Raw genomic sequence first — 26,745 nt, 5'->3', positions numbered from 1 at the left:
GAGCATTTATTCAAATATTAATCGTTGCCGTTGAAGATCGTTTTTCAACGGAGCCTGCCGTGATCTCAGCCCCCGGAGGTGGCGGATCATGCAATGAATGCCTGGCAGGCTGGCGGCGATGCGCCGCATGATTTTCAGTCAAATCACCAGCTTGTTGGCGCACCGGGAAAGCCTGTCAAGGCTTGAGGAAGGCGGACGCAGGCTGCGAGCCAAGGTGCGTTCATGTTCATCGACAAGATTCTTGCCCGCTTCAAAATCCAGACCAAGGTCCTGCTGTTCATCCTGCCGTTCGTCGTCAGCATTTGCGCCGTCGGCATTACCGGGCTCTATGCGTCCGGCCTGCTGCAGGGGCGGATGGAGATTTCCAACAGCGTCCTGCAGTCGCTGAGCGGCTTCAAGGATGTCTATGCCGGCATGAACAGCTTCCTTCAGAAGACATCGGAGGAAAGCCGGCAGGCCGTCGTCGAAAAGCTGCAGGCGCAGCAGGCGCTGCTGGCCGATACGCTGGCCCAGGTCAATGATGAAGAGGGCCGCCGGCAATTGCAGGAGGCGGTCGAGGGCAGCACCAAGATCGGTGACCGCGTCGGCCAGCTCTGGACCCTCTATGAAGAAGAGGTGGCGTTGCGCAAGTCGATTTCCAACAGCCTTGGCAGCCTGCTCGGCGAGCAGATGAAGGTGCTGGAGGAAGCGACCAAGATGGAGCGCGTCGTCCGCAAGGATGAGGAAGCGGCAAAATCGATCCTGCGCGAGGCCGATCGCCTGACCTCGTCGAGCGATACGCTCGTCGCTTTCATGTCGGCCTTTGCCAAGGCTGCGACGCCCGAAGAGAAAATCAAGCTTGCAGGCAGCTCCTATGGCGACCTGACCAAGGTCCAGCGCAAGATCGCCTCCGGCCTGCCGGCAAATCAAAAGGCGGTTGCCGAAACCTTCAAGACCACAATCGCCGAGATGAAGGCCCTGATCGACAGCGGCGATCTCAGCGAGGAAAACGCAACGGCGGTTGGCCGTCTGGTTGCCCGTTTCCGCCAGAACAGCATCCAGCTGCAGACGGCAGCGACCGTCAAGATGCGCGACGCCACCGCCACCTTCGGCAAGCTCGACGCGCCGCTGGTCAAGGCCGCGACGGTGTTGACCGATACCCGCAAGCTGGTCAACTCGGTCTATTCCATCCGCATCGCGGCTGCGAGCTTCCTTGAAAAATCCGACGAGGAAGGCCGCAAGCGCTTGGCCCGCGAATTTTCCATCATGGGTCAGGACGTACAGAGCCTGGCACAGACGGCCGGTGACCTGAAGTTCTTCACGGACTTGGTCGGCTCGCTGAAGCCGATCATCGAGAAGATGGATCGGGACAGCATGGCCCTGGTCGCGACCAGCCAGAAGCGCGAGGCCGAATTCACGGCTGCCGCAGCTGAAATCGACAATATTTGGGGGCAGCTGACAGCCTTTGCCGAAGGCCAGAAGACCACGGCTTCCGTCGAACGCGACAAGGCCAACCAGGTGTCGGTCCTTGCAACGGTCGTGGGTATCCTGATCGCACTTCTCGCCGGCGGTGCGCTGGTGCTGACGCTGAAAGGCCCGATCGGCCAGATCACCGCCGCCATGCGCCGTCTGGCTGAAGGAGCCCTCGATACCTCGATCGACGGCGGTGCCCGCCGCGACGAGATCGGCGACATGGCCCGGGCCCTCGGCATCTTTAAGGAAAATGCCCTGTCCAAGGTCCGTATCGAAGCCGAAAGTGAGGAGCAGCGCGCCCAGGCCGATGCCGAACGCACCCGCAACGACACGGAAAAGCGCGCCCTCGACAGCCAGATCGATTTTGCCGTCAGCCAGCTCGCCGCCGGCCTCGGCCGGTTGGCCCAGGGGGACCTTTCGCAGCAGATCGACACACCGTTCACCGGCCGCCTCGAGCAGCTGCGGATGGACTTCAATGGTTCGCTGATCCGGCTGCAGGACACATTGCTGCAGATCCGCAACAATGCCCTGTCGATCCAGCGCAGCGGCAACGACATGCATGCGTCGGCGGATTCGTTGTCGAAGCGCACCGAGGCACAGGCCGCTTCGCTGGAAGAAACGGCGGCGGCCGTCGACCAGATCACTGTCACCGTCCGCTCGTCGGCCGAACGCGCCCACGAGGCCAATATCGCCGTCACCCATACCAAGAAGAGTGCCGACAGTTCCGCGGTTGTCGTCAGCAACGCCATTGCCGCCATGGGGCGCATCGAAGATGCCTCGCGCCAGATCGAGCAGATCATCGACGTCATCGACGAGATCGCCTTCCAGACCAACCTTCTGGCGCTCAATGCCGGCATCGAAGCGGCGCGCGCCGGCGATGCAGGCAAGGGTTTTGCTGTGGTGGCGCAGGAAGTCCGCGAGCTTGCCCAACGCTCGGCGGGAGCCGCCCGCGAGATCAAGGGCCTGATCAACAAGTCTGCCAACGAGGTGAATTCCGGGTCGCAACTGGTTCAGGAAACCGGCGCGGTTCTGGCGTCGATCAGCCAGCAGATCGTCTCGGTCAGCAGCCATGTCGAAATGATCGCCACCGCCAGCCGCGATCAGGCTGCCGCCCTGCACGAGGTCAATGGGTCGGTCAACCAGATGGACCAGATGACCCAGCAGAACGCCACCATGGTCGATCAGGCGACCAGCGCCAGCCGCGAGCTCGCCAATCAGGCCGACACGCTGATGATGCTGGTCGAACAGTTCCGTCTGGAGCCGGTCAGCACGGGCCGCCAGATCGGCCGGGCAGCCTGATAAACCGGATCGTTCGACGAAGGAAAGCCCGGCATCAACAAGATCGCCGGGCTTTTTGTCTTTGGCCTTATCGCACCCAGCGCCGGGCGAGCCGGCGCAACGCGGTGGACATCCTGTTGGGCAGCCGGTTCCGGTTGATTAAATCCTGGAACTCGTGCGGCTTGCGTGCGTCTTTCGCCAGCATATCCGCCAACAAAACTATTCCCATCATCTCTTGCATCGCAGGTCTCCTCGGCAACAGAAAGCCGTTGCCGGACCGGGTGTCCTTCAGGAAGCTTTCCTCAATTTGGGATGAGGCGGGCTGTGGCCGCGCTCTGTTTACGCCTCGAACCTATGCTTCAAAAATGAGTTTATAAACGGAAGAATACGGAGTATGTTTTTCATTGATGAAAAACATATCCTGGGATGCCTATCAGATATTTCTGGCGGTTGCGCGCCATGGCGGATTGACTGGCGCTGCACAGGCCACGGGTTCAAGCCCTGCCACGATCGGCCGCCGGGTGCTGGATTTGGAGCAGGGGATCGGGCGGCAGCTGTTTGTCCGCAGCCAGACCGGATACCGGTTGACCGCCGATGGGCAGGCTCTGTTCGAACAGCTGCAGGCCATGGATGCTGTGGTGCGCAAGGTCGATAGCTGGCGGCAGGAAGCGCATGGCGCGTCCGTAGTGCGGCTGATGGCCGGCACCTGGGTGACGTGGCTGGTCTGCGAAAACATCCAGGCGATCTGGAGCGAGCGCGACGGGTTCCGCCTCGACATGTCCGTTTCCGAGCGCCGGGCGACGCTGGCGCACCGGCAAAGCGATGTCGGCGTGCGGGCCGTTGCACCGGAAGAGCCGCATCTGGCCAGCCGTCATACCGGCGACGTCGCCTATGCCGCCTACCGCCAGCGCAATGCGCCGGAAGGGCTCTCATCTGCCTGGCTTGCCGTGTCGGAGGAGGACGCGATCTCGCCCTATCTGCGCTTTCCGCATGAGCAGGCGGCGTCGATCGCCGTCATCGTCAGCCGGCCGCGCTCACTGCTCGATCTTGCAAGGGCAGGGGCGGGGCAGGCGGTTTTGCCCTGTTTCGTCGGCGATCTCGATCCGGGCCTGGAGCGGGCTGGGGAGGAGCTGAAACAGCTGCGTCACGGCCAGTGGATCGTCACCAACAGCGAAGACCGCCACCGCCGCGAAATCCGCACGGTCTCCGAACGCCTGTTCCGGCTGCTCAAAAGCCACGCCGATCTTTTCGCCGGCAAGAGGGCAAGCCGAAGTCTTTAGGCGCTAAACGCAAAATCCCGGCGGGAAAAGTCCCGCCGGGATTTCCGTGGACAGGGTGCCATGCCTCAGCCGCGCCCCTGCGTCACGATGACGGGGATCAGCAGATCGCCCCAGTTGCCTTCGCCGCCGTGATGCCGGGCCGAGCGGACGAGTTCGACGGAAACGCCGGCATCCACGGCCTTCATGACGGCCTGGTTGAGCCTGTGCAGGTCGTTGGCGACCATGCGGATCATCGCCTGCTGTTCCGGTGTCATGGCCGAGGATTGTTCCTCTGCCCGTTCCTTGACGCGTGTCTGGACTGTCATGCTCGTTCCTCCTGGTTGATGTTAGTCTAAGGCCCCTCCCCAACCCCTCCCCACAAGGGGAGGGGCCTGGTATGCCGCACCTCGCTGCTCAAGCCGACATCTCCGAGAGCTCAGAGAAAATTGGCCGGACCCGGAGGTGCCGCAAGTTAGTCCCTCCCCCCTGTGGGGAGGGGTTGGGGAGGGGAATTTTGTTACTCCGCCGCCGGGCGGAATTGTTCGTGTTCGGTCGATTCATGCATGGCGGTGGTCGAGGACTTGCCGCCTGATATCGCCATCGAAACGGCGTCGAAATAGCCGGTGCCGACTTCGCGCTGGTGTTTGGTCGCGGTATAGCCGTTGACCTCGGCGGCAAATTCCGCCTCCTGCAGCTCGGAATAGGCAGCCATCTGCCGGTCCTTGTAGCCACGCGCCAGTTCGAACATGCCGAAGTTCAGCTGGTGGAAGCCGGCAAGCGTGATGAACTGGAACTTGTAGCCCATGGCGCCCAGCTCGCGCTGGAACTTGGCGATCGTTGCGTCGTCGAGATTTTTCTTCCAGTTGAACGACGGCGAGCAATTATAGGCGAGCTTCTTGCCCGGATGCACCTTGTGGACCGCCTCGGCAAACCTGCGGGCCTGTTCGAGATCCGGCTTGCCGGTCTCCATCCAGATCAGGTCGCAATAGGGCGCATAGGCAATGGCGCGGGCGATGCAGGGCTCGATACCGTTCCTGACCTGGTAGAAGCCTTCCGTGGTGCGGCCCGCATCGTAGTCGACGAATGGCTGGTCGCGTTCGTCGATATCGGATGTCAGGAGCTTGGCGGCTTCGGCGTCCGTGCGGGCGATGACCAATGTTGGCGTGCCCATGACGTCGGCGGCCAGACGCGCGGCATTCAGGTTGCGGATATGGGCGGCCGTCGGGATCAGAACCTTGCCGCCGAGATGGCCGCATTTCTTTTCCGATGCCAACTGGTCCTCATAGTGGACACCGGCGGCGCCCGCTTCGATAAAGGCCTTCATGATCTCGAAGGCGTTGAGCGGTCCGCCGAAACCGGCTTCGGCATCGGCAACGATCGGGGCGAACCAGGTATCGACAGACAGGCCCTTGCCTTCCGCGGTCTCGATCTGGTCGGCGCGCTGCAATGTCCTGTTGATGCGTTTGGCCAGTTCCGGTGCGGCATTGGCCGGATAGAGCGACTGGTCGGGATACATCGACGAGGCGGTGTTGCTGTCGGCGGCGACCTGCCAGCCGGAGAGGTAAATCGCCTTCAAGCCGGCACGGACCTGCTGCATTGCCTGGTTGCCCGTCATCGCGCCCAGCGCATTGACGAAATCTTCTTCATGGATCAACTGCCACAGCCGGTTGGCGCCCATTTCGGCAAGTGTGTGGCGGATCTGGATGGAGCCGCGCAGCCGCTTGACGTCCTCGGCGGTGTAGGGGCGATCGAGGCCATCGAAACGGCCCTGCGGGGCGCCGGGAACGAGATTGTAAAAATCAGTCATAATTTCCTCCTGCAATTTTTCGAGGGCCATTCGACTTTAGTTTGATGCCGCTCGATCGTCGATCTGATGTGACGAGTTTTACAGTGCACCGCACAAACCTGCTAGAATAAAAGGGTTTCTGTTGCATTCAAAAGGGTTATCATGTCTTGTCTTTTACAAGGACCGTCTGTAATTTTGTAAAATCTGTAAATAAGATGGTCGTGGCCAAAATTGTAAAAGGCGTGACAAATGGCTGAGAACAAGATTTTTGCCGGAGCCCGCGTTCGGCGCATCCGCAATGGCCTGTCGTTGACGCAAACGGCGATGGCGGAGGCGCTCGGCATCTCGCCGTCCTATCTCAACCTGATCGAGCGTAACCAGCGGCCTTTGACTGTACAGCTGCTGCTAAAACTCTCCTCGGTCTACAAGGTCGATCTCGATGAATTGCAGGGCGAGGCGACCGGCAGTGTCACGCAATTGCGTGAAGTCTTCGCCGATCCGTTGCTGTCAGGCGAACTGCCGGGCGATCAGGAGCTGATCGAGGTGGCGGAGGCGGCACCCAATGCCGCGATGGGCGTGCTCAAGCTGTACCGTGCCTACCGCGAACAATCCCTGCGGCTGAAGGACCTGAGCGCGCTCCTGTCCGATCACGGGCATATGGCCGCACTGTCGGAAGCGCGTCTGCCGATGGATGAAGTGCGCGACATCTTCGAAAACCGGCCGCATTATTTTGCCGGGATCGATGACGCCGCCGAAGCGTTTCATGCGCAGCTGTCGCCCGGCGACGATCTTGCCGGAGCCCTCAAAAGCTGGCTGCGCAAGGAGCATGGCCTGACGGTGCGGACTTTGCCCGTGCATGTCATGCCGGACCTGCGCCGCCGCTTCGACCGCCATTCGATGCGGCTGTTTTTATCGGAACGGCTGTCGGCGCAGGAGCAGCTGCGGGAGATCGCCATGGAGGCGGCGCAGATCGCCTTTCCGCAGGCCATCGCTGCCGATCTCCAGCAATTGGCATTCTCGACGGGCGAGGCGCGCCGCATCGGCCGCTTCGAGCTCGCCCGCTACGCCGCCCATGCGATCATGATGCCCTATGGCGGGTTTCTCGCCGCAGCACAGCGGGCGAAATACGATATCGATGTCCTGAGCGCCCGGTTCCAGGTCTCGTTCGAACAGGCAGCGAGCCGGCTGGTGACGCTACAGCGCCCAGGGGCTGCCGGATTGCCCTTCTTCCTGATGGAGATCGATCATGCCGGCAACCGGCTGCGCAAGGCCGGTGCGTCGGGCTTTCCGCAGGCGCGCTTCGGCGGCAATTGTACCAAGCTCAATGTCCATGCGGCGTTTGCGCAAGCCGGACAGGTGCTGGCTGATCGCGTAGAGATTTTCGGAGGCGGGGAGTTCTTGACGGTTGCCCGGACCGTCGAGGGGCCACGGGCGAATTTTCAGGAGCGCGTCCGCCGCACCGCGATCCTCATTGGCTGCGATGCAGTTCAGGCAGCGGAGACCGTCTATGGTGGCGTGCCGCTGGCGCTGGTTGCCGGTGGCACGGCGTGCCGCCTCTGCGAGCGGCAGGGCTGTCTTGCCCGGGCCGAGCCGCCGGTCACCCGGCCGCTCGGGCTCGATGAGATGGTGACCGGTTTAAGCGCCTTTGATTTTCAATAGATGATTGGGATTTTCAGTAGCTGACCGGATGATGGGCCGGCAGCAGCGGCGCGTTCGGAGCAAAGCACTCTGATGCAAGCCCCGTCGTATAGCCGCGAGTAATATGGGCCCGGCTGGCGTAAGTCGGGTTCTTCATCAGCACCGCATGCAGTTCCGGCAGGTTGTAATAGGGCACGCCGGGATAAAGGTGATGTTCCAGATGATAGTTGATGTTGTGGGGCGCAAAGAACAGCTTTTCCCAGAGATAGGGATAGACCGTGCGCGAGCTGCCCAGTTCGTCGGAATAGTCCATGCTGCCGAAATGCTCGGCGACGCTGCGGACATAGAGGAACAGGCAGAAGAAGGTGAAGAACGGCACCAGCCAGTAGAGCGTGACATCCGTCCACAGCCCGAACACTGAGAAGATAACGGCAGCAGCGGCGTAGAAGCCGATCCGCAGCAGCTTGTAGGTCCGGGTCGAGCGGTCATGCTTGGCGATGCGCTTGGCCATGTGCAGGATATCGCGCACCGAATTGATCGCGACGAGATAGCCGAGCAGCTGCACCACGCCGCGCCAGACTTTTTGCGGGAAGGTGAACTGCGTCATGCCGAGCTTGGCAGCCCAGTCCGGATCGTCGTCGGTGTTGGTGTGCTGGTGATGGGCCAAGTGGTTCATGCGGTAACCATCGACGGTCGCCATGATCGGCCATGCGAGCAGAAGATCGCTCATCCAGTCGCTGATAGTGCGGTTCTTGATGATGCGGTAATGGGCGGCCTCGTGCATCAGGCAGCCGAAGGCGTGCATGCGTCCGGCTATGACCAGCACGGCGGCGAAATAGGCAAGCGGATGTTGCATATATTTGCTGAAGGCGATGGCGCCGGCAATCAGCGCCCAGTCGAAACCGATGGCGAGAAGCGTCCTGTGGGATTGCAGCACCGACAGTCGCTTCAGTTCCCGTGGATCGATCCGCTGCGACTTCACACTCATGATCACCAACTCCGAACGCACAACCGTTGCGGCGCAAAATCGCATTCCAGACATGGTTAAGCAATCGTAAACGCGGCGGCCCGGGATCGATTTGAGCTTATGGTTAATTTGCGCCGGCAGCCCGGTCTCGCAGGTCATCGGTCCGGCATGGCGCACTGAAAAGATTCGCCTTTTGCCAATGATCGCCAAAATCCGAGATGTTGCCGGATGGTTCGCGCGGGGCCAGTAAAAGCGCTTGTGGTTGTTGGAAAACATGCCTAACTTCCAAACGCGCATACGGAGGGACAGACAGGCAGGCGACGGCGGCGTGCCTGGACTGACCCGAAAAAATCAAGGGGAATTCTATGCCGCGTACGATTGCCACCGCCTTTGCCGCGTTGATCCTCAGTGGATCCGCAACGATTGCCACCGCGCAGGAGCGCGTGGTCAATGTCTACAACTGGTCCGACTATATCGATGCCAGCATTCTCGAAGACTTCACCAAGGAAACCGGCATCAAGGTCGTCTACGACGTCTTCGACAGCAACGAAATTCTTGAAACCAAGCTTCTCGCAGGCGGCACCGGCTACGACGTCGTCGTGCCGACGGCCAGCTTCCTGCAGCGCCAGATCGCAGCCGGCGTCTTCCAGAAGCTCGACAAGTCGAAACTGCCGAACCTGTCCAACATGTGGGACGTGATTTCCGACCGCATCCAGAAATACGATCCCGGCAACGAATACGCCATCGACTACATGTGGGGTACGACCGGCATCGGCTACAATGTCGAGAAGGTGAAGCAGATTCTCGGCACCGACGAGGCGCCGACCTGGGATGTGATCTTCAAGCCGGAAGTGGCTGCCAAGTTCAAGGATTGCGGCATCCACATCCTCGATTCCGCGTCCGACGTGCTGCCCTCGGCGCTTGCCTATCTTGGCCTCGACCCGGATAGCCGCGCCCCGGACGATCTCAAAAAAGCCGAGGAACTTCTGGTCTCCATCCGTCCCTCCGTTCGCAAGTTCCATTCGTCGGAATATATCAATGCGCTCGCCAATGGCGATATCTGCCTTGCTGTCGGTTATTCAGGCGACATCTTCCAGGCACGTGATCGTGCCGCCGAAGCCAATGCCGGCGTGACGGTCAACTATGTCATCCCGCCGACCGGCGCGCAGATGTGGTTCGACGTCATGGCCATTCCGGCCGATGCGCCGCATGTCGCTGAAGCCCATGAATTCCTCAACTACATGATGAAGCCGGAAGTCGTCGCCAAGGCGTCGAACGTCGTCTTCTACGCCAATGGCAACAAGGCCTCGCAGCAGTTCATCGATAAGGCCGTGCTTGAGGATATCGCGATCTATCCGACGCCGGAGGTGCTGGCCAAGCTCTTTACGGTGACACCCTATGACGCCAAATCGCAGCGTCTGGTGACGCGGCTCTGGACCAAAGTGGTCACCGGCCAGTAAGTCGAAAAGAATTGCCCGGACCTGAAATCCGGGCAATTTTCTTTTGTGGCGCCGGGGACGGTGCCGTTTGTGCAAGTCATTCGGGGATAGATGATGAAGTCACTTGGCAGTATCCGGCGTTCCTTTGCGCCCTGGGCAGATCCCAATTCCGTACCGTTCATCGCCGTCAAGAACGTCACCAAGAAATTTGGTGATTTCGTTGCGGTCGATGATCTGTCGCTGAACATCTATCCGCGCGAATTCTTCGCGCTGCTCGGCGCGTCGGGCTGCGGCAAGTCAACGCTTTTGCGCATGCTCGCCGGTTTCGAGCAGCCGACCTCTGGCGAAATCATCCTCGATGGGCAGAGCCTTGCCGGCATTCCGCCCTACAAGCGGCCGGTCAACATGATGTTCCAGTCCTATGCGCTGTTTCCGCATATGACGGTGGAGAAAAACATTGCCTTCGGCCTCAAGCAGGACGGCATGCCGAAGTCCGATATTGCCGCGCGTGTCGAGCAGATGCTGAAACTGGTCAAGCTCGACAAATTCGCCAAACGCAAGCCGCACCAGCTCTCCGGCGGCCAGCGCCAGCGCGTGGCGCTTGCCCGTTCGCTGGCCAAGCGTCCGAAGGTGCTTCTGCTGGATGAGCCGCTCGGCGCACTCGACAAGAAGCTGCGCGAGGAAACCCAGTTCGAACTGATGGACCTGCAGCAGGAACTTGGCCTCACCTTCGTCGTCGTCACCCATGACCAGGAAGAGGCAATGACCATGGCCGACCGCATTGCGGTCATGGCGCATGGCAAGGTCGTGCAGGTCGCGACTCCGCCGGAAATCTATGAAGCCCCCAATTCGCGTTTCGTGGCCGATTTCATCGGAGACGTGAATATTTTCGACGGCACGGTCTCATCCGCAGGCAATGGCACCGTCGAGATCGCCACGCAAACCGGTTTTACCGTTCGTGTGGCCTCGACGGAACCGCCGGCCGTCGGCACCAAGGCCGGCTTTGCGGTTCGCCCTGAAAAGATCCGCGTCGGCCGCGACCGGCCGGCCTGTGCGCCGCTCAATGCCGCGCAGGGGGAAATCTGGGATATCGGCTATCTCGGCGACATGACGGTTTTTCACGTCAAGCTGAAGGACGGCAAGGTGGTCAAGGCATCGTCGCTCAATGCCGTGCGCGCCGTCGAAGACCCCCTCGGCTACGATCAGGAAGTCTGGATTTCCTTCGATGAAAATGCCGGCGTCGTGCTGAAGGATTGAAGCCATGGCAAAATTCGGATCGGCTTTGTTCAACCGGCTGGTGATCGTCATCCCCTATGCCTGGTTGCTGTTCTTCTTCCTGATACCGTTTTTCATCGTCATTCGGATTTCGCTGTCGGAAACCGCGGTCGCGATGCCGCCCTATCTGCCGGTGTTCGACCTTGCCTCCGGTTTTGGCGGGTTCATCGACAATATCAAGCAGTTCTCGATCGACAACTATATCTGGCTGACCGAGGACGCGCTCTATACCAAAGCCTATGCCTCCAGCCTCTGGATCGCCGGTGTCTCGACAGTCCTGACGCTGCTGATCGCCTATCCGGTGGCCTACGGCATGGCGCAGGCGCCCAGCACCATCCGCCCGACGCTGTTGATGCTGGTCATCCTGCCGTTCTGGACGAGCTTCCTGATCCGCGTCTATGCCTGGATTGCCATCCTGAAGCCGGAGGGGCTGCTCAACCAGCTGCTCCTGACGCTCGGCGTGATCGATCAGCCGCTGATCATCCTCAACACCAATTGGGCGATCTATATCGGCATCGTCTATTCCTACCTGCCGTTCATGGTGCTGCCGATCTATTCCTCGCTGGAAAAGATGGACCACAGCCTGACGGAGGCGGCTCAGGATCTCGGCTGCACGCCGATACGGGCGTTCTGGCGGGTGACGTTTCCACTCTCCATGCCCGGCGTGGTGGCGGGCTGCATGCTGGTGTTCATTCCGGCCGTCGGTGAATTCGTCATCCCGGATCTGCTGGGCGGCTCCGAGACGCTGATGATCGGCAAGACCTTGTGGAATGAGTTCAACGCCAATCGCGACTGGCCGGTCTCCGCCGCTGTGGCAACCATCCTGCTGCTGATCCTGGTGGTGCCGATCATGTTCTTCCAGCATGCGCAGTCCAAAGCCGACGCGGAGGGGAGATAGTCATGCAGCGCTGGTCCCGTTTCAACATCGCTTCGATCGTCATCGGCTTCGCCTTTCTCTATCTGCCGATCGTGCTTCTGGTGATCTTCTCCTTCAACGAATCCAAGCTGGTCACCGTCTGGGCGGGCTTCTCGACCAAATGGTATGTGCAGCTGTTTCACAATCAGGCGCTTCTCGATGCCGCCTGGGTCACCATCCGCGTTGGCCTGATCTCGGCAACCATCGCCACGGTTCTCGGCACGATGGCAGCGCTTGCGATGACGCGCTACACGCGCTTTCGTGGCCGCATGCTGTTTTCCGGGATGATCTACGCGCCGCTGGTCATGCCGGAAGTCATTACCGGCCTGTCGATGCTGCTGCTGTTCGTTGCCATCGGTTTCGATCGCGGCTTCTGGACGCTGACGCTCGCCCACATCACCTTCACCATGTGCTTCGTCGCCGTCGTCGTGCAGTCCCGGCTTTTGAGCTTCGACCGGTCGATCGAAGAGGCCGCAATGGACCTTGGCGCCACGCCGGTGGCGACCTTCCTGCAGGTGACCTTGCCCGTCATAGCACCGGCGGTCTTTTCCGGCTGGGTACTCGCCTTCACGCTGTCGCTGGACGATCTGGTGATTTCCAGCTTCACCTCCGGCCCCGGCGCCACCACACTGCCGATGCGGATCTACAGCCAGGTGCGGTTGGGCGTCACGCCCGAAATCAACGCTGTCTGCACCATCCTGATCGGCATTGTCGCCATCGGCGTGCTGATCGCCTCGGTGGTTTCGCGCCGCCGGGAAATCCAGCGCGTCAAGGACGAGCAGGCGGCGTTCGCACATTGATGCGAATACCGCAGGCGCCGGCGCGTCAGTCGCGCTCGCGTTCTCTTTCGCGTGGCGGCAGGAAAACATAGGTCAGCAGCCAGATCGGCAGCACGATCATCGATCCCAGCATGATGTTGGGCAGCGCCCAGTTGGTAAAGCGCAAAAGGTGAGCCCACAGCACATCCGGCGTCAGCCCGGCCTGCTCAAGGACCTGCACTGACGATATGTTGAAGATCGACAGCCCGGCACCCGTCAGCAGCGATGCCAGCGCGATCTTGAGCAGGGCGGCAAGGAAACGCAGCACGGACACATCTCCTGTGAGCTGATTCGCCTGCTCATCTTAGAACGCCCTGCGGCAAAGTCGATCGACCCGCTAGGGCTGTGTGGTACGCGCGGGCAGCGGGGAAATGACCGGGTTCGGCCAGGACCCGTCGGCAAAGAAGCGCACGGCAGGTGTTGCGCTGTCGTCTGACCGGACGGCACCGGCAAGCGCCAGTTTCCCGTTCGTGAAGGGAATGGTTCCGGCGAGAGACACCATCTTTCCGCCGCCGGTGATATCCGCAGTGGTCACCTCGACAACGCCCTTGCGCAATGTCGCGGCGATGTCCGCCCTGGTAAAGGCGAACGAACCGTTGGTGGCATGGCTGACGTTGAAAACCTGGCCCAGCGTGGTAAGCCGCTCGAATTCCGGCAGGTCGAAATTCACCACGCTGCCATTGTTCGCCGTATAGTGAAACTCTCCGGAAAGGCCGTCCGCCGTCATTTTCGACAGGGGGTCGGCGGTCGACAGGTCGATGCTCAGCATGCCCCGGCCAAGCGGCAACGGCCCTGCAAGGCCAAGACTTGCGGAAACGGACGCGAGATCTGCATTCTTCAGCGCAAGCTGCACTTGTCCGCCTTCGGCGCCGTCATTCGCCAAGGCGACGCGGCCGCTGAGCGAACCATCGGCAAAGGTGCCGTCACCGATGTCGATGGACGCACGGCCGTTTTCCACGATGATACCGGCCGCGACATCGGTCAGGGCCGCCGCACCATAACTGACCTCCTGCGCCGACAGCCGGAGATCAAGGCTGATCAGCTTGAGAAAAGCCATTTCCGGCCCATTTGCGGCGCTGGCCTCCGGGCGAAGCGGGAAAACCGATGAGAGCAGTGGCGTCAGGTCCAACCGGTCGAAGGCAAGCGTGCCATCGATGCGCGGGCCGCGAGACAAATCCCATGCCATGCCGAGGACACCGGTCGCGTCGGAATCATCCAGAGACAGCGAAAGGTTGTCCATCTTCAATGTCTGCGCCGACACGGTCATGCTGGTGTCGATGCTGACCGATCCAGTGGTCGCAACCGGCTGAGGCCCGCCTTTGAACCAGGCCAACAGTGCTCCAACGGATTTTGCCTTGAGCTGAAGCTGGCCGGTCGCGAAAGGGCGGCTTGAAGCATTGCCGTTGCCGTCGAAACTGAAGCTGAGCGGCATGGAATTGAAGGATGCCTGGAACGTGCTGTTCTGGCCCGAAAGCAGCATCAGCGGTTCATCGCAGGTGATGGTCCCTTGAACCTTCTCGCCATTCATGAGGGCCGAAAGCTCTGCGCTCATCCGTGTGGTCGGGGTCCGCCACTGCACGGAGCCGGTGATTGCGCTGATGCGATGCGTGCTGGAGGTCACACGGTCGGTCAGTTCCAGCGTGCCATTGACGATCTCGACATCGCCGATCGGGGTGTTGCGGGCGGTGGACGGCGTCTTTCCCGAGGCGCCGGCGATGGCATCGGCCATCCAGCCGGCCCGCCGCCAGTTGAACGTTCCGTCGAGACGGCGCTCCACGTTGAAAACCGGATTGATCAGATGGAAATCATAGAACACGGGCGTACCGCGCAAGGCGGCAAGAATATCGAACCCTGCCGCAATCGCGTCGGCCTTCGCCAGCAGTTCCGGGGCAGCAGGATCGCCGCCTTCAAAGGTGACATTGCGCAGCGTCAGAACCGGATGTGGCCAGAAGCTGATCTGCGGGTCGCCTACAATATTTGCCCGGGCGCCCGTCCACGACGACAGCACATCCTCCATGTTCGTCTTGACGCTCGCCGTCGAGACGAACAGCGGCAGGGCGATTTTGAACAGCGCAGTCAGGATAACCGCGACGACAAGCAGCCATGCGACGGTGCGCGACAGAAAAAATGCCTGCCACCCGATTTTTCTGCTGCTGCTGGTAAAGAATTGCCTCATGGCCGTCCGGGGCACTTTCAATCGGTTTGAAGGCCTCTGGATAGGCTTTCACCGCTCATAAATCAAACGGTAGACATGCGAAATGTCGCAACTGCCACAGCCATCATTTGCACGGCCTGTTTATCTTGCGTCGCAGCATGATATAGAGGCGGGCGTGGGAAGCGGAGGAAAATATGCAGTCAGATCGGCCCCTTTGGATACCGTCGGCAGAATTCATCGAACAGACGCCGATGAAGGCGTTCATCAATTGGTGCGGACAACGCTTTTCGAGAACGTTTGCGGACTATGACGCGTTCCATGACTGGTCGATCACCGAGCGCGCCGGTTTCTGGACCGGGGTCTGGGATCATTGCGGCGTCATCGGCAATCGTGGTGAACGCGCGCTCATCCATGGCGACGTGATGCTCGACGCACGTTTCTTTCCTGACGCCACGCTCAATTTCGCCGAAAATCTCCTGCGCCATACCGGTAGCGGCGACGCGCTGGTTTTCCGGGGCGAGGACAAGGTGCAGTCGCGCATGTCCTGGGACGAACTCCGTGCGCTGGTGTCCAGGCTGCAGCAAGCCCTGAAGGCACGGGGCATCGGCAAGGGCGACCGCGTCGCCGCGATGATGCCGAACATGCCGGAAACAATTGCTTTGATGCTGGCCACCGCCTCGATCGGCGCCATCTGGTCGTCCTGTTCCCCCGATTTCGGCGAGCAGGGCGTGCTCGACCGCTTTGGCCAGATCGAACCGAAGCTGTTTATCGCCTGCGACGGCTACTGGTACGCCGGCAAGCGCCAGGATGTCGCCGCGAAGGTTCAGGCGGTTACCGGCAAACTCGGCGTCCCCGCCCTGATCATTCCCTATGCCGGCGATGCTGAAACGCTGGCCGGATCGCTGGAAAATGGCCAGACGCTGGCCGGCTTCATCGAACCCTTCGCCGCGCGCGAGATTGAGTTTGCGCCCCTGCCATTTGCGCATCCGCTCTATATTCTCTTTTCGTCGGGCACCACCGGCGTTCCGAAATGTATCGTCCATTCGGCCGGCGGCACGCTATTGCAGCACCTGAAGGAGCATCGCTTCCATTGCGGGCTGCGCGAAGGGGAAAAGCTCTTCTATTTCACCACCTGCGGCTGGATGATGTGGAACTGGCTGGTCTCCGGGCTTGCCTTCGGCGCAACGCTCTGCCTTTTCGATGGCTCGCCGTTCCATCCCGATGGCAACGTGCTGTTCGACTATGCCCGCGACGAGCAGTTCGCCATCTTCGGCACGTCGGCAAAATATATCGACGCCGTGCGCAAGGGCGGCTTCACGCCGGTCTCGACGCATGACCTCTCGTCGCTGCGGCTGATGACCTCGACCGGCTCGCCGCTGTCACCCGAAGGCTTCTCCTTCGTTTATGAAGGCATCAAGCCGGATGTCCAGCTGGCGTCGATTTCCGGTGGAACCGATATCGTCTCCTGCTTCGTGCTCGGCAATCCGCTAAAACCGGTCTGGCGCGGTGAAATCCAGGGACCGGGGCTCGGCCTTGCGATGGATGTCTGGAATGATGACGGCCAGCCGGTGCGTCAGGAAAAGGGCGAACTCGTCTGCACAAGAGCGTTTCCCTCCATGCCGGTGATGTTCTGGAACGACCCGGAGGGCGCCAAATACAAGGCGGCCTATTTCGAGCGCTTCGATAATATCTGGTGCCACGGCGATTTTGCCGAGTGGACCGAACATGGCGGTATCGTCATCCACGGCCGCTCGGACGCGACGCTCAACCCGGGCGGCGTGCGCATCGGCACGGCCGAAATCTACAATCAGGTCGAGCAGATGGACGAGGTGGCCGAGGCGATCTGCATCGGTCAGGACTGGGATGACGACGTTCGTGTCATCCTGTTCGTGCGGCTGGCGACAGGGATCGTCTTGTCCGACGACCTGGTGAAGGCGATCAAGGCGCGGATCCGCAGCGGCGCCTCGCCGCGTCACGTCCCCGCCAAGATCATCGCCGTCACCGATATCCCGCGCACCAAATCCGGCAAGATCGTCGAGCTTGCAGTACGCGAGGTCGTGCATGGCCGCCCCGTCAAGAACAAGGAGGCTCTTGCCAATCCGGAAGCGCTCGATCTCTACGCCAACTTGCCCGAGCTTGGAAACTGACGACGCCGCGTTAACGATTTCCGGCGCCCCGAATTAACCAAGGCTTATGTCTTCCGGGCCGATGCTTAAAATTTGTGGGTCGGCTGGAAAGGTTTTGTTTACGAATGACGGCGCATGGTGATCTCAACTTGAGGCCAGCCGATGTGGGTTGGCTTTGGCAGAGATGCCAGCGCAGACATGACGTCATTACCTCTCGAGCACCTGTTTTAGCATTCAACTTATCGAGGCAGCTTCCCAGCTGCCTCTTTTTTGTCTGCTGTTTCCACGTCGCAAAATGCCGTGTCTTACTGGCCAACCTTGAGCGTTTTCTGCAAAGCCTGCAGCACGAGACCCGTCAGCTCGGCATGGATATCCGCCCGCGACCGGCTGCCGCTATCCGTGCAGATCGGATCGATTTCCCCGAATTCGACCAGCATTTCAGCTGCGCCCGGTTTGCACTCCGGCAGGAAGCTGAAATGATTGCTGTCGTTCACGGCGGCATAGGACCCCTGTGGCGACAGGGCTGCCAGCCGATCGGCGATCACCGCAGCAGGGATTGTTCCGCTACTGCCGAGATTGATGAAACTCATCGGGATCGCGATGTTTTTCAGGCTCTCCGGTTGGTAAGCCTGGGCGAGGCCCGGGTCGATCAGAACGGCTGACTGAATGCGGCGATCGAGGTTTAATTGCTCGAAGCGTATCTTATCGATTGAACGCAGATCGACTTTATCGACTTTTACCGGCTCGTCGTTGACGTATCCCTTGCCACCTGCAAACCAGGCGCAATCCCATTTGGCGCTGGTATCGCAGTAGCGCGCATAGGCATCGAGGTCGGCCCGGGCGCCGGCGATTTCCATGGCGGCGGCACCTCCCAGCGAGAAGCCGACGACCCCGATATGGTCAGCGTCAATGGCGCCGTTCCAGCCCTGGTCGGCCGTCAATGCGTCGATCACTGCAGACAGATCCTGCGTGCGCTCCCAGAGCTTCGGTGTGTTGGCCGGCGTCGAGTCGCCGCTGGTCGTGCCGGGATGGTTGGGGCCGGCAACGACAAAGCCGGCTTTGGCGAGTTCTGTTGCAAGCCAAGTCATGCCTTCAATGCGGCCGCCCGAGCCATGCGACATCACCACCAGCGGAAAATTTCCCTTGATGAGCGGCGCATTGCGAAAGGCCGCAGCCCCCTTGAAGAGCTTGTTGTCACCAACAAGAACATGTTCGCCTCCGGCTTCGGCGGGATACCACACCGTGACAGCCAGATCGCGCCCGCGTTCGGGTGCGGCCACTTTGATTTCACGCATGCCGACCTCGGCGGCGTAGCAGGGAACGGTGAATGTGACGGGAAGGACGACGGAACAAAAAATCTGGAAAAGGTTCATCAGGATCTCACTTGGTTACGAGGAACCCGCAAATGATTTCAGTTGCATGGCCACAGCGCTTCCTTGATCACGATTGAGGTCGTCCCGAATCGCGATATGGGCCACCATTGACCGGTGATAGCCACTCAAAGGACATGTCTTGATCTTCGTGCCGCTGCCCTTCGTCGTCGCCTTGCTGCTTCTGATCCTGCTCGTCGCCCTGTTACGCGGCACCGAACCTTCGAAGGGCAATCGGCCATTCCTTGTCTTGATTGGTCTGTGCGCCTTGCAATCGGTGATCGTTGGCTTGCGCTGGGGCTACGGCATCGAGGAGCTGCGATACGTGATGCCTATTTTGCCGAGCGGCCTGCCGCCCCTCGTCTGGGCAAGTTTCCGCAGCCTGACGCAACACGATGACGCGGGGACGGGCAGGATCAGCTGGTTTCATGCAGCTCCGCCACTTGTTATGGTCGCGCTGGTGCTCGTGGCACCCACATTGATCGACGTTGCCTTGATCGTGCTGTTTGTCGGATACGCGCTGGCGCTGCTGGATCTCGCCCGCAGCGGAACCGATGCATTGGACGAAGCGCGTCTTGAAGGTGTATTCGCCGCACATCGCGCCCTGTATTTCGCGGCCGCATCGCTTTGCCTGTCTGCCTTGTTCGACATTGCTGTTCTTCTGGATTTCAAATGGAGCAGCGGGCAGCACACGGTTTTACTTGTCGGCAATGCGAACCTTTTGGGGCTATTTCTACTGGGTGTAACCGCCCTCGTCGCCGCCCGCGAGCGGGGAGCTCCGTCGCCAGCTTCGAATGATGATTACCGTCCGGCCCAGGCAGCACAGGATCGGGAGGTTCTGGAGCGGGTCGATCGTCTGTTCAAAGACCAGAAATTGTCGCGCGACGAAAACCTCACCTTGTCGCGGCTGGCGCGGCGTGCAGGCGTACCGGCCCGGCAGATCTCCGGCGCAGTCAACCGGCTCGCAGGCAAGAACGTCTCGCAATACATCAACGATTTTCGAATCGCCGAAGCGTGCCGGCTGCTCCGCGAGACCGATATGCCGGTGACCTCGGCCATGTTCGAATGCGGCTTCCAGACGAAATCGAATTTCAACCGCGAGTTCCGGCGGGTGACATCCCTCAGTCCGGCCTCCTGGCGCGAGCAGAACCGGCAACCGCGATCGTCCGGCACGTGACTGCCGCAGCACCCGTGGCCCCAGCCTTGGCTAGTTGGCCAGAACCCGCTGCGACGGGAACGAAATCTCCACCAATGTTCCCTCGTTGGGCGCCGAGTTGATCGAGAACTGCGCCCGGTTCGCCTCGGCCATCGCCTTGGTCAGCGGCAGGCCAAGGCCGGTGCCGTCGCCGCGCTTGCGGGCGCCGGTGGTCACCTGACGGAAAGGCTTCATCGCCTGCTCGAGCTCGGTGCGGGTCATTCCGACGCCGGTGTCGCGGATGCGCAGGATGACGCTGCCATTCGCCTCATAGGCGGTCGAAACGACGATCTGGCCGCCGGATGGGGTGAAGCGGATGGCGTTCGACAGGATGTTCAGGGCGATTTGCTTGATCGAGCGGTTATCGGCAACGACGTTCGGCACCGAACCCGACAGTGAGGTGCGGATGATCACCCGCTGACTGTTGGCCTGTGGCTGGACCAGGGAGACGGCCTCCGAAACGGCATCGTTGATCTCGACGGCGGTGAATTCGAGGTCCATCTCGCCGGCCTCGATCTTCGAGATATCCAAGAGGTCGTTGACGATATCGAGCACATGGCGGCCGGAGCGGCCGATGTCACCGGCGTACTCGACATAGCGCGGATTGCCGATCGGTCCGAAATGCTCGCTCGCCATCATGTCGGAAAAGCCGATGATCGCGTTGAGCGGCGTGCGGATCTCGTGGCTGACGCGGGCGAGGAAATCGCTCTTGTGGGCATTGGCGGTTTCGGCCGCCCGCTTGGCGTTGCGCAGTTCCTCTTCCGTCCGTTTCCATTGGGTAATGTCGCGGATGACGGCGCAAAAGCCGTTGGACGAGGAGAGGCGGCCCATGGTCATGAACAGCGGAATGAAGCCGCCGGAAGCCTCGCGGCCGATGACTTCGCGGCCGTCGTTCAGCACGCTGGCGACACCATGGCCGGAAAGGCCGGCGAGGTAATCGAGAACGGCCTTCTGGCTCTCATGGGCAAACAGCATGGCGAAGGGTTTGCCGCGAACTTCGCCGTCGTCATAATTGAACAGGGCGCTGGCCGAGCGGTTGACCGAGCGGATTTCACCCTCGGCTCCGACGACGACGACGCCGTCCGTTGCGGTCTCGAGAATGGAATGCAGTTCTTCCGCTTCCATGCGCAGCGCCTGGATTTCCGGTGCCTCCGCCGGCTCTTCGGCAACCTCGGCCGGGTGAATGTCTGCAGTCACCACGGGTGCCGGCGCCGTTTTCGTCGCGGAAAGCGCCATCATCAGCGCATTCTTGTCTTCCCAGCGGATCGATTGCAGCCGCGCCGAGACCGGCATGAGCTGGCCATCGTTGCGGATCAGCATCATCGTGCCGTCCGGCAAGTCGAACAGATCGTCCTCGTCGCTGGCGAAAAGCGCATCGATGCCGCCTTCCGTTCTCAATTCGTCCAGATCGCCATAGCCCGTCAGCATCAGGAATTCGGAATTGGCGTGGAACAGATCGTCACCGCTATGGACCAGAAGCGCGAGCGGAAGATTGTCGAGGATCTCCGGCGTCAGGCTGCTGCTACCGCTGGTGCGCGCAGGCACGATCGGGGCGGGCGCTTCGGGCGCGGTGTTTTCGGTTATGCGTTCAGCGCCATCGGCGATGACGGCACGGCCGTCCTCGGAGTTTGTCTCGATTTTTGGCGAGGCGTCATCCTGTGAGGGGTTTGCCGCTGCTTGCTCGTCCGTGGCAGGCACGGCCTCGTTCGGACGTTTGCCGAAATTCTCGCCGAGTTGACGGGCGATTTCGCGAAAGGCGGCCTGTTCGCTGCGGCTCAAAGGTTCGGTGCCCGGACGGTGACTGTCGAGCTGGACGACTTTATCGGATGCGCGGCGCTCCGGGGTCTGGACCAGCTTCAGTGCCGGACGCTCGCCACGGAAAGGGTCTTCCTGGTCGCCGGCCGCCGGAAGTTCGTCACCGGTCTCGGCAAGCGGCTCGCCGTCGCCTGGCTCGGATGCCGTCAATTCGGTTGCAAACTCGGCGCCGTCGGTCGGTTCGCTTGGAGCTTCCACAGGCTCCGCTGCAGCGTTGCTTTCTTCTGTCACAACGTGCGGGGCTGTGTCTTCCGCCACCACCTCGTGATCCGCGGCCGACAGATCCTGCGCCGTGTCGTCAATCTCGCCGGCAACCGTCTCCTCGTCCGCCACGGGCGGGCGAAGAGTCAGGCCTGTTGCCTGTTCGTCATCGACAATATCGGCCACGCGCACGATACCGAAACCGCGGAAACCGTCGAATTCGCGATTGCGCGAATAGGTCGGAAGGGCGGCGAGATCGACCGGAACCTGCAGGCTGGTGCCTTCGACCGGCCAGTAGATCGTCTTTCCCGACCAGGTGTCGCGCCGTTTCAGAAGCTCGCTGATCGTGTTGCCCGGGTCGAGGTGATAGCGATCCGCCAGATCGCTAAAACTTTGCCCGGTAATATCGGCGGAATGCGGCCCGACAGCGGTTGCAAATTCCTCGGAGATTTCACTGAAACGTCCGTCCGCATCGATCTTCCAGACGAAACGCACGGCGCGGCTATTCGGGTTGAAGACGAAACCCTGCACAGGCTCTGGTGCGTCGTCTTCGGCAGACATGTCTTCAAGCGGGATATCGGTTGGGACCGTGGCGTCGCCGTCTGCCACATTATCAGTGGCGGTTTCGACAATGGGTGTGCCGCTGGCGGTTTCAATCACAACCGTTTCATCCAGCCCAACACGGTCGTGGACAGGTTCTTGCGGCACTTCGACCGGCTCGGGCGGCAACGGTTCGCCAGCCTCGATCTCCTGCGCCACCGTTTCATCGGCTTCAGGCACAACGGCAGTCTCCTCGGGGGCGCCGGTTTCGGCAACCTCGTCCAGATCGTCCACGGCTGAGGCGATAGGCTCCGGCGGTGCATCGGAAGGCAACTCCAGATGCGCTTCTGTCTCTTCGGCCACGGTTTCAACAGGAGCCATGAAATGGTCAGCGAAAGGCTGTTCGGTCTCTACGGCAGGCACGGCGTCATTATGCGGATCGACGAAGCCATCCTCTTCGGCAGCAATTTCTTCGATCTGCTCGATCTCGTCGATGACATCGGCGGGCAGGGCTGTGGGTGAGAGAACCGGCACGGCGGCCTCGCTGACAACCGGCTCGCTTGCGGCTGGCGTCTCACCGGTATCCGCAATCTCCTGAAAATCCGTTCCGGGATCGAGATTGCCCAAAATGGTCTCGACCGCAAACAGCAGATGCAGGGCGGGACGTTCCGAGAGCTTGCCGATTGCCGCCGGCAGATGGCCTTTGCCCGTCGGGATCGGACGCTTGAGCAGCCAGTCGCTGTCGCGGGTAACGGCTGTTACCAGCGAGCGGCAGGTCTGCGGTGTCATCGCCAGCGCTGCAAAACCGGGCGAGGCGGCAAGCACGGCGCCATCGCCATCCAGTACGGCCATATGCGTGTCCGGGTCGTCGAAGCCCGAGATCATTCTGGCCGCGCGGTCCTGAATGGCCAGCGGCTTGCCGTTGCGGGGAGCGGCAAAGAGGATGGCCGTTTCACCCGGCCGCACGGAGATCATCTCGACCGAGGCGCTGACCGAAGCGCGCTGGAAACCCGAGGCGATGCGCATCAGGAACGCCCGGCTATCGCCGCTGCGCTTCAACTGCCGGGCGGCGGCCTCCATCTGGCGATAGGCGGCATCGTTGCGGTTGGCGCCGCTGTCGATGAAATCATAGATCGACGGCAGGCCGAACAGGAACGCACCTTCGCCATTCGACCACAGCACCTGGCTCATGTCGGGCGAAAACAGGACCGCAGCATCGCCCTTGGCAAAATGCTCCCGCACCCGTTCGTGAACGGCTATGTCGATAAAGGGATACGATTTTGCGGGCATCGGCTGACCTGGTTTGCGCAACCGCCAAAGGGGCGGGATTGTTAACAGTCTATTAATAGACGCCGGCGCGCCTAGGGTCCAGCTTGCAGACTATGGCGCGAAGGCCTTTCGCGGCGCAAGGTTAATGCAGCTGATTTTAATGAATGCTGCACTGCACAAATATATTGCAATGCACAACAAAATCGCCTATATAGACATCATCACACGATGGGTGCCTCATGAGAGGGCCCAAAACCAAGGAGCGCAGATCATGGCTACCAAGAAAACCGACGACGTCTTTTCGCTTGCTTCGTTCGATCCGGCAAAGGTCACCGAAACGTTTCGCGATTTCGCTGAAAAGGGTGCTGCCCAGTCCAAGGAAGCCTATTCCAAGATGAAGACCGCCGCCGAAGACGCAACGAAGACGGTTGAAGCGACGATCGAAAGCGCCCAGTCCGGCTCCGTCGAACTCGGCCTCAAGGCGATCGATGCCCTGCGCACCAATGCTGAAAACTCGCTGTCGCACATGGAAGCGCTGCTCGGCGTCAAGTCGGTTTCCGAACTGTTCGAACTGCAGACCGCCTTCATCCGCAAGCAGGCAGAGCTTGCCATGGAGCAGGCGAAGTCGATGCAGGAAGCCACCCGCAAGATTGCCGAAACCGTGACGAAGCCAGGCAAGGATGCCGCCGAAAAGGCCATCTCCGGCTTCAAGAAGAACTGATTTCTGCAGGCGCGGTCTTTGGCCGCGCAGCGTGACGACAGAACCGGGTGATTTTTTACCCGGTTTTTTCACATCTACGGGCAAGTTATGGCTTGCAAAAAAGACGGACTGCCCGTATTTGACCCCTCAGCGGCACATGCTAATGTCTGTGCATCGCTGTGTTGTGCGGTTGTAGCTCAGTTGGTTAGAGCGCAGGTTTGTGGATCCTGAGGTCGGTGGTTCGATTCCACCCAACCGTACCATTCTCTTAACAATGAAATATTTGATGATACGGCGTTTTTGCTGATCGTGATTTGACGCATTGCAATGCCCCTCATTTTCAATAGTCCGTGTGCCTGCCGCTTGCAGCCCAGAATCTCCCGGTATTTTGATGTTCTGAGAAGGTCTCCATCTATCGAGAGCTTTCAATAAATGGGTTATTCGGAATCGTGAGCGATTCACGCCATCGGCATGCGAGGCGAGGGAAGAAAATGACTGACGCTGCTCCCGAAATCCTGATGCTGAGTACCAAAACTGTTTACCAGAACCGTTGGATGACGGTCCGGGAGGATATCGTTGAGCGCCGGGATGGCTCGCGGGGTGTTTACGGCGTTGTCGAGAAAAATGACTTTTCCCTGATCGTGCCCATCGATGCGACCGGTATCGTCTATCTGGTTGAACAGTTCCGCTATCCGGTCGGAAAACGCTATTGGGAGCTGCCCCAGGGTTCCTGGGAGGAGCAGGCGGGTGTTGATCCGCTTGAGCTGGCACACGGCGAATTGCGCGAGGAAACCGGTCTTGCCGCCGATGAAATGATGTATGTCGGCCAGCTCTTCGAAGCCTATGGATATTCGACCCAGAGATGACATATTTTCCTCGCCCGAGGTCTGCGTCCGCTTTCGACAGACCTCGACCCGGAAGAACAAGGATTGGTCAGTCGTGGCTTTGCGACGGAGGCGGTCATCGACATGATTGTGCGTGGCGAAATCAAGGATGCCGCTACGGTGGCGGCATTCGGGCTGCTGCGCCTTAAAGGGCTGCTTTAACCAGTCCCTTCGTTGACCCTGCCGATCTGCGGTCGCCGCAAAGTTGCAGAAAAGCCACAATACGCCCTCTTTTAGCGCCCGAGCGTGCCAAAGCACTCCACACCGGCCCGTTCGTTTGTTACCTTCGCCGTCGAAGAGCGTTGGCGCATAGAGGTTGCAGTTTGCCTAAGTAATACCGGTCTCAATCCAGTTTCACCCGTATTGTCCGACGGCGATGCCGCCGGCGTGCAGATGTGTTCATCGGGTGGTGGCATGAGACCGGTCTGGCATTGTTACAATGTGCCATGTGCAGCTCCGCTGTCTCAGCTCTTCAGCCGCCCAGAACATCGCCACACCGCGCCCGCAAGGGTTTCTCCTGCACCATCTTGGTGGACTTCCGAACGGAAGACCAAGACGATATGTGCAATTCACTTCGGGTCCGATGGACCATTACACCGCAGACGGCGCCCCAGCCCTGGATCGCCTGCAGCGGATGCGGAACGCAAAGGCCGTTCCAAAGCAGCGGCAAGATTCGGCTCAACGCCAACGGCCGCAGGCTCGATGCCTGGCTGATCTACAAATGCCTGTCCTGCGACAAGACCTGGAACCGGCCGATCTTCGAGCGCCAGGCTGTCGGTGATATCGATCCGGCAGTTCTCGACGCGTTACAGTCCAACAATCCGGATTGGATCAGGGCTGAAACGTTCAACATCGGGGCTCTGCGGCGGAAATCGCAACGCATCGAGGAGTTTCCAAACTTTGAAATCGCCAAGGAACTGCTTGAGGAAACGTCCGGTTGGACCGCGCTCAACATCGAGCTGAACGTGCCGTTTCCGGCCAGCATGCGGCTTGATCGCCTGCTGGCAAGCGAGCTGCAGGTATCGCGCACGCGGCTGCGGGCTCTGCACCATGGTGGTCTGCTTCAAACCGCGCCAGACGCCGCCGGCATTTGGCGAAAGCGGATCAGAAATGGCACCTGTGTCATGATCGATCTCGCCACCGAGGTGAATCGGGAGAAAGTGTGGAGACCTGTCGCCGCGGGAGGCACTGCATAGGGACCAAACGACGACACAAAGGCCTGCATTGCTGGGCCTCTGTGGTCTCTGTCAGCTCACTGGAGATTTACCGCCTGTCCTGTCATTCCAGAACGAGTGATTTCAGCGGTGTTCCACCTGCTGCGGCGGTTGCGGATTTTCATCGGGATTGGGCAACGGTTCCTCGTCCGGGAGCCGGTCTGGCTCGGGTTCGGTGACCGGTACCGGCTGCTGGATGGGCGGAATCGGGCCAGGAATGGGGTCGGCGGGAAGCGTCATCGTGCGGTCTCCTGTTTCAAGAATATCAACGCGATGGCGGCCCGCATGTTCCTTCATGCCGACCAAAGCCGGGCCTCCTCAGATCTTGGAGCCGTTTGTAAACCTTGTGTTTACCTAGTCCTGTGTCGTTTCCATCCATCACTCCTTAAATTAGGATTCTGTTGACCCTTCGCCGCTTAGGTTCCGGCTGTTCGATGTAGAACCGGCT

General features: G+C 60.5%; 21 protein-coding genes and 1 tRNA gene. 13 read left to right on the top strand and 9 right to left on the bottom strand.

The genetic code is table 11. The features are described from left to right. Positions 1 to 222: 222 nt before the first annotated feature. Positions 223 to 2,751: a methyl-accepting chemotaxis protein gene (locus ACP7BS_RS07075; protein ID WP_426237222.1), complete on the top strand. Its 2,529-nt coding sequence runs from the start codon at positions 223 to 225 to the stop codon at positions 2,749 to 2,751. 67 nt (positions 2,752 to 2,818) lie between these two features. On the opposite strand, the gene ACP7BS_RS07070 is transcribed toward ACP7BS_RS07075, so the two are convergent. Then, a complete protein-coding gene (locus ACP7BS_RS07070) occupies positions 2,819 to 2,971 on the bottom strand; it encodes a hypothetical protein (RefSeq protein WP_426237220.1) in 153 nt (50 codons plus the stop codon). A gap of 166 nt (positions 2,972 to 3,137) precedes the next feature. Between ACP7BS_RS07070 and ACP7BS_RS07065 the strand changes: the two genes are divergently transcribed. Continuing rightward, positions 3,138 to 4,010: a LysR family transcriptional regulator gene (locus ACP7BS_RS07065; protein ID WP_426237218.1), complete on the top strand. Its 873-nt coding sequence runs from the start codon at positions 3,138 to 3,140 to the stop codon at positions 4,008 to 4,010. A 65-nt stretch (positions 4,011 to 4,075) separates the two neighbouring features. Here ACP7BS_RS07065 and ACP7BS_RS07060 read toward each other — a convergent pair whose 3' ends face one another. Together ACP7BS_RS07060 and aceA are read right to left on the bottom strand one after the other, a co-directional pair. Then, positions 4,076 to 4,315 (bottom strand): hypothetical protein, encoded by a 240-nt coding sequence (locus ACP7BS_RS07060; RefSeq protein WP_037119629.1) that lies wholly within the window; start codon positions 4,313 to 4,315, stop codon positions 4,076 to 4,078. Between the two features lie 191 nt (positions 4,316 to 4,506). Further along, positions 4,507 to 5,796, bottom strand: coding sequence for an isocitrate lyase (aceA, locus tag ACP7BS_RS07055; protein WP_426237216.1), 1,290 nt, complete (start codon positions 5,794 to 5,796; stop codon positions 4,507 to 4,509). A gap of 228 nt (positions 5,797 to 6,024) precedes the next feature. On the opposite strand from aceA, the gene ACP7BS_RS07050 reads away from it, so the two are divergent. After that, entirely contained in the window at positions 6,025 to 7,434 is a 1,410-nt protein-coding gene (locus ACP7BS_RS07050) for a helix-turn-helix domain-containing protein (RefSeq protein WP_426237214.1), read from the top strand. A gap of 13 nt (positions 7,435 to 7,447) precedes the next feature. Here the strand turns inward: ACP7BS_RS07050 and ACP7BS_RS07045 are convergent, their stop codons facing one another. Continuing rightward, a complete protein-coding gene (locus ACP7BS_RS07045) occupies positions 7,448 to 8,401 on the bottom strand; it encodes a fatty acid desaturase family protein (RefSeq protein WP_426237212.1) in 954 nt (317 codons plus the stop codon). A 344-nt stretch (positions 8,402 to 8,745) separates the two neighbouring features. Between ACP7BS_RS07045 and ACP7BS_RS07040 the strand changes: the two genes are divergently transcribed. From ACP7BS_RS07040 to ACP7BS_RS07025, 4 genes are all read left to right on the top strand, one after another. Further along, a complete protein-coding gene (locus tag ACP7BS_RS07040; protein ID WP_426237210.1) occupies positions 8,746 to 9,840 on the top strand; it encodes a polyamine ABC transporter substrate-binding protein in 1,095 nt (364 codons plus the stop codon). A 93-nt stretch (positions 9,841 to 9,933) separates the two neighbouring features. Next, the gene (locus ACP7BS_RS07035; RefSeq protein WP_426237208.1) at positions 9,934 to 11,076 is read left to right on the top strand and encodes an ABC transporter ATP-binding protein; all 1,143 of its coding nucleotides are present in this window, start codon (positions 9,934 to 9,936) and stop codon (positions 11,074 to 11,076) included. A 4-nt stretch (positions 11,077 to 11,080) separates the two neighbouring features. Next, the gene (locus ACP7BS_RS07030) at positions 11,081 to 11,992 is read left to right on the top strand and encodes an ABC transporter permease subunit (protein ID WP_426229040.1); all 912 of its coding nucleotides are present in this window, start codon (positions 11,081 to 11,083) and stop codon (positions 11,990 to 11,992) included. Between the two features lie 2 nt (positions 11,993 to 11,994). Continuing rightward, complete coding sequence (locus tag ACP7BS_RS07025; protein WP_113313256.1) at positions 11,995 to 12,810, top strand: ABC transporter permease subunit; 816 nt, start codon at positions 11,995 to 11,997, stop codon at positions 12,808 to 12,810. A 25-nt stretch (positions 12,811 to 12,835) separates the two neighbouring features. Here ACP7BS_RS07025 and ACP7BS_RS07020 read toward each other — a convergent pair whose 3' ends face one another. Further along, positions 12,836 to 13,096, bottom strand: coding sequence for a DUF6460 domain-containing protein (locus ACP7BS_RS07020; protein ID WP_426229039.1), 261 nt, complete (start codon positions 13,094 to 13,096; stop codon positions 12,836 to 12,838). A gap of 69 nt (positions 13,097 to 13,165) precedes the next feature. Further along, a complete protein-coding gene (locus tag ACP7BS_RS07015) occupies positions 13,166 to 15,004 on the bottom strand; it encodes an AsmA family protein (RefSeq protein ID WP_426237206.1) in 1,839 nt (612 codons plus the stop codon). Between the two features lie 173 nt (positions 15,005 to 15,177). On the opposite strand from ACP7BS_RS07015, the gene ACP7BS_RS07010 reads away from it, so the two are divergent. Further along, a complete protein-coding gene (locus ACP7BS_RS07010) occupies positions 15,178 to 17,130 on the top strand; it encodes an acetoacetate--CoA ligase (protein WP_426237204.1) in 1,953 nt (650 codons plus the stop codon). A gap of 284 nt (positions 17,131 to 17,414) precedes the next feature. Here the strand turns inward: ACP7BS_RS07010 and ACP7BS_RS07005 are convergent, their stop codons facing one another. Next, on the bottom strand, positions 17,415 to 18,482 hold the full coding sequence (locus ACP7BS_RS07005; RefSeq protein ID WP_426237202.1) for an alpha/beta hydrolase family protein: 1,068 nt from the start codon (positions 18,480 to 18,482) through the stop codon (positions 17,415 to 17,417). Between the two features lie 148 nt (positions 18,483 to 18,630). On the opposite strand from ACP7BS_RS07005, the gene ACP7BS_RS07000 reads away from it, so the two are divergent. After that, complete coding sequence (locus ACP7BS_RS07000; protein WP_426237470.1) at positions 18,631 to 19,656, top strand: helix-turn-helix domain-containing protein; 1,026 nt, start codon at positions 18,631 to 18,633, stop codon at positions 19,654 to 19,656. 30 nt (positions 19,657 to 19,686) lie between these two features. Here ACP7BS_RS07000 and ACP7BS_RS06995 read toward each other — a convergent pair whose 3' ends face one another. Next, positions 19,687 to 23,520 (bottom strand): ATP-binding protein, encoded by a 3,834-nt coding sequence (locus tag ACP7BS_RS06995; protein WP_426237200.1) that lies wholly within the window; start codon positions 23,518 to 23,520, stop codon positions 19,687 to 19,689. Between the two features lie 250 nt (positions 23,521 to 23,770). Between ACP7BS_RS06995 and ACP7BS_RS06990 the strand changes: the two genes are divergently transcribed. The 4 genes from ACP7BS_RS06990 to ACP7BS_RS06975 all read left to right on the top strand — a co-directional run bounded on the left by ACP7BS_RS06990 (position 23,771) and on the right by ACP7BS_RS06975 (position 26,279). Beyond that, positions 23,771 to 24,220: a phasin gene (locus ACP7BS_RS06990; RefSeq protein ID WP_113314172.1), complete on the top strand. Its 450-nt coding sequence runs from the start codon at positions 23,771 to 23,773 to the stop codon at positions 24,218 to 24,220. Positions 24,221 to 24,385: 165 nt separating this feature from the next. Beyond that, positions 24,386 to 24,462, top strand: a tRNA-His gene (locus ACP7BS_RS06985). A 228-nt stretch (positions 24,463 to 24,690) separates the two neighbouring features. Continuing rightward, positions 24,691 to 25,065 (top strand): NUDIX domain-containing protein, encoded by a 375-nt coding sequence (locus tag ACP7BS_RS06980; protein ID WP_426237198.1) that lies wholly within the window; start codon positions 24,691 to 24,693, stop codon positions 25,063 to 25,065. Positions 25,066 to 25,643: 578 nt separating this feature from the next. Beyond that, on the top strand, positions 25,644 to 26,279 hold the full coding sequence (locus ACP7BS_RS06975; protein WP_426237196.1) for a DUF1062 domain-containing protein: 636 nt from the start codon (positions 25,644 to 25,646) through the stop codon (positions 26,277 to 26,279). Between the two features lie 102 nt (positions 26,280 to 26,381). On the opposite strand, the gene ACP7BS_RS06970 is transcribed toward ACP7BS_RS06975, so the two are convergent. Beyond that, on the bottom strand, positions 26,382 to 26,594 hold the full coding sequence (locus tag ACP7BS_RS06970; protein WP_426237468.1) for a hypothetical protein: 213 nt from the start codon (positions 26,592 to 26,594) through the stop codon (positions 26,382 to 26,384). Positions 26,595 to 26,745 lie beyond the last annotated feature (151 nt).

The organism is Pararhizobium sp. DWP1-1-3 (assembly GCF_049896125.1).
In the GTDB taxonomy this organism is placed as follows: domain Bacteria; phylum Pseudomonadota; class Alphaproteobacteria; order Rhizobiales; family Rhizobiaceae; genus Pararhizobium.
The sequence above is the reverse complement of the archived record's forward strand: the minus strand, read 5'-3'. Positions and strand labels throughout refer to the sequence as shown.

Coding starts and splice junctions, on each gene's coding strand:
- ACP7BS_RS07075 (WP_426237222.1), top strand. CDS start 223: ATGTTCATCGACAAGATTCTTGCCCGCTTCAAAATCCAGACCAAGGTC.
- ACP7BS_RS07070 (WP_426237220.1), bottom strand. CDS start 2,971: ATGCAAGAGATGATGGGAATAGTTTTGTTGGCGGATATGCTGGCGAAA.
- ACP7BS_RS07065 (WP_426237218.1), top strand. CDS start 3,138: ATGAAAAACATATCCTGGGATGCCTATCAGATATTTCTGGCGGTTGCG.
- ACP7BS_RS07060 (WP_037119629.1), bottom strand. CDS start 4,315: ATGACAGTCCAGACACGCGTCAAGGAACGGGCAGAGGAACAATCCTCG.
- aceA (WP_426237216.1), bottom strand. CDS start 5,796: ATGACTGATTTTTACAATCTCGTTCCCGGCGCCCCGCAGGGCCGTTTC.
- ACP7BS_RS07050 (WP_426237214.1), top strand. CDS start 6,025: ATGGCTGAGAACAAGATTTTTGCCGGAGCCCGCGTTCGGCGCATCCGC.
- ACP7BS_RS07045 (WP_426237212.1), bottom strand. CDS start 8,401: ATGAGTGTGAAGTCGCAGCGGATCGATCCACGGGAACTGAAGCGACTG.
- ACP7BS_RS07040 (WP_426237210.1), top strand. CDS start 8,746: ATGCCGCGTACGATTGCCACCGCCTTTGCCGCGTTGATCCTCAGTGGA.
- ACP7BS_RS07035 (WP_426237208.1), top strand. CDS start 9,934: ATGAAGTCACTTGGCAGTATCCGGCGTTCCTTTGCGCCCTGGGCAGAT.
- ACP7BS_RS07030 (WP_426229040.1), top strand. CDS start 11,081: ATGGCAAAATTCGGATCGGCTTTGTTCAACCGGCTGGTGATCGTCATC.
- ACP7BS_RS07025 (WP_113313256.1), top strand. CDS start 11,995: ATGCAGCGCTGGTCCCGTTTCAACATCGCTTCGATCGTCATCGGCTTC.
- ACP7BS_RS07015 (WP_426237206.1), bottom strand. CDS start 15,004: ATGAGGCAATTCTTTACCAGCAGCAGCAGAAAAATCGGGTGGCAGGCA.
- ACP7BS_RS07010 (WP_426237204.1), top strand. CDS start 15,178: ATGCAGTCAGATCGGCCCCTTTGGATACCGTCGGCAGAATTCATCGAA.
- ACP7BS_RS07005 (WP_426237202.1), bottom strand. CDS start 18,482: ATGAACCTTTTCCAGATTTTTTGTTCCGTCGTCCTTCCCGTCACATTC.
- ACP7BS_RS06995 (WP_426237200.1), bottom strand. CDS start 23,520: ATGCCCGCAAAATCGTATCCCTTTATCGACATAGCCGTTCACGAACGG.
- ACP7BS_RS06990 (WP_113314172.1), top strand. CDS start 23,771: ATGGCTACCAAGAAAACCGACGACGTCTTTTCGCTTGCTTCGTTCGAT.
- ACP7BS_RS06980 (WP_426237198.1), top strand. CDS start 24,691: ATGACTGACGCTGCTCCCGAAATCCTGATGCTGAGTACCAAAACTGTT.
- ACP7BS_RS06975 (WP_426237196.1), top strand. CDS start 25,644: ATGTGCAATTCACTTCGGGTCCGATGGACCATTACACCGCAGACGGCG.
- ACP7BS_RS06970 (WP_426237468.1), bottom strand. CDS start 26,594: ATGAAGGAACATGCGGGCCGCCATCGCGTTGATATTCTTGAAACAGGA.